This window comes from Bradyrhizobium sp. PRIMUS42 (genome assembly GCF_023006515.1).
Taxonomy (GTDB): domain Bacteria; phylum Pseudomonadota; class Alphaproteobacteria; order Rhizobiales; family Xanthobacteraceae; genus Bradyrhizobium.
This window is the reverse complement of sequence record NZ_JALBGZ010001363.1, coordinates 1-772: the sequence shown is the minus strand read 5'-3', so window position 1 is coordinate 772 and position 772 is coordinate 1. Positions and strand designations below refer to the sequence as shown.

General features: G+C 66.3%; 1 protein-coding gene and 1 pseudogene. Both read left to right on the top strand.

What is annotated here, in order from left to right; all coding sequences use genetic code 11:
* Positions 1–544, top strand: a 544-nt coding sequence (locus MOV75_RS40370) for a DUF4189 domain-containing protein (protein WP_247008428.1), incomplete at its 5' end; no start/stop codon positions are given.
* Between the two features lie 26 nt (positions 545–570).
* Positions 571–772 (top strand): annotated as a pseudogene (locus tag MOV75_RS40365) (hypothetical protein); the annotation flags it as partial.

The following is a 772-nucleotide window of genomic DNA, read 5'->3' as shown; positions in this document are numbered from 1 at the left end:
GGCGATGCAGCCCGATCCCCTGCCGGCGGAGCGTCTGCGCGCCGATCCCGACCGCGTGCCCTTGCGCGATGCCGCGCTGCTCAGTGAGCTCAGCGAACGGCTCTACGAGCTCAATTTCGATCCTGATACCCCCGACGGCCTCACTCGCGCGATCACAAAACTCCAGCAGCGGATTTCGATGGCGCCGAATGGGGAGCCGACCGAGGGCTTGCTGCTGCGCATGCGCAAGATGGAGGATCTCAAGCCCTGGGGCTCGATCGTCTATGGGCCCGACAACAGCAAATGGGGCATCTCGTGGAATCACGCCTCGCGGCGCGCGGCGGTGGCGGATGCGCGCGGCAATTGCGCCGGCACCAAATGCCCGATCGAGCTCTCCTTCTACGGCAGAAGCTGCGGCGCCTTCGCGATCTCAGACAAATCCTGGTCGCTGGTCCAGCGCGAGGGCGTGCAGCGCGCTAGGGATGCCGCGCTTGACGAATGCGGCAAGGCTGGCAAAGCTTGCCGCATTATTGGATCCGTCTGTGCGGACGGATCCGGCCGCTGATGCCTTTTTCATTTTGGATTGTGATCATGCCCAACGCCGCCGTGCGCACGACTGGCCTCGCCTTCGTCCTGAGCCTCGCCTTCTCCCTCCCTTCCGCCTTGGCCCAGTCCGGCAGCTCCGGCGGCTCGATCGGCAATGACGAGAAATCGCTGTCCGGCTCGCGTTCGGATCGGTCGGCCGAGCCGGCCCCGTCCGCCCGCCGGAGCAAGTCGGCCGAGGAGCCGCGCT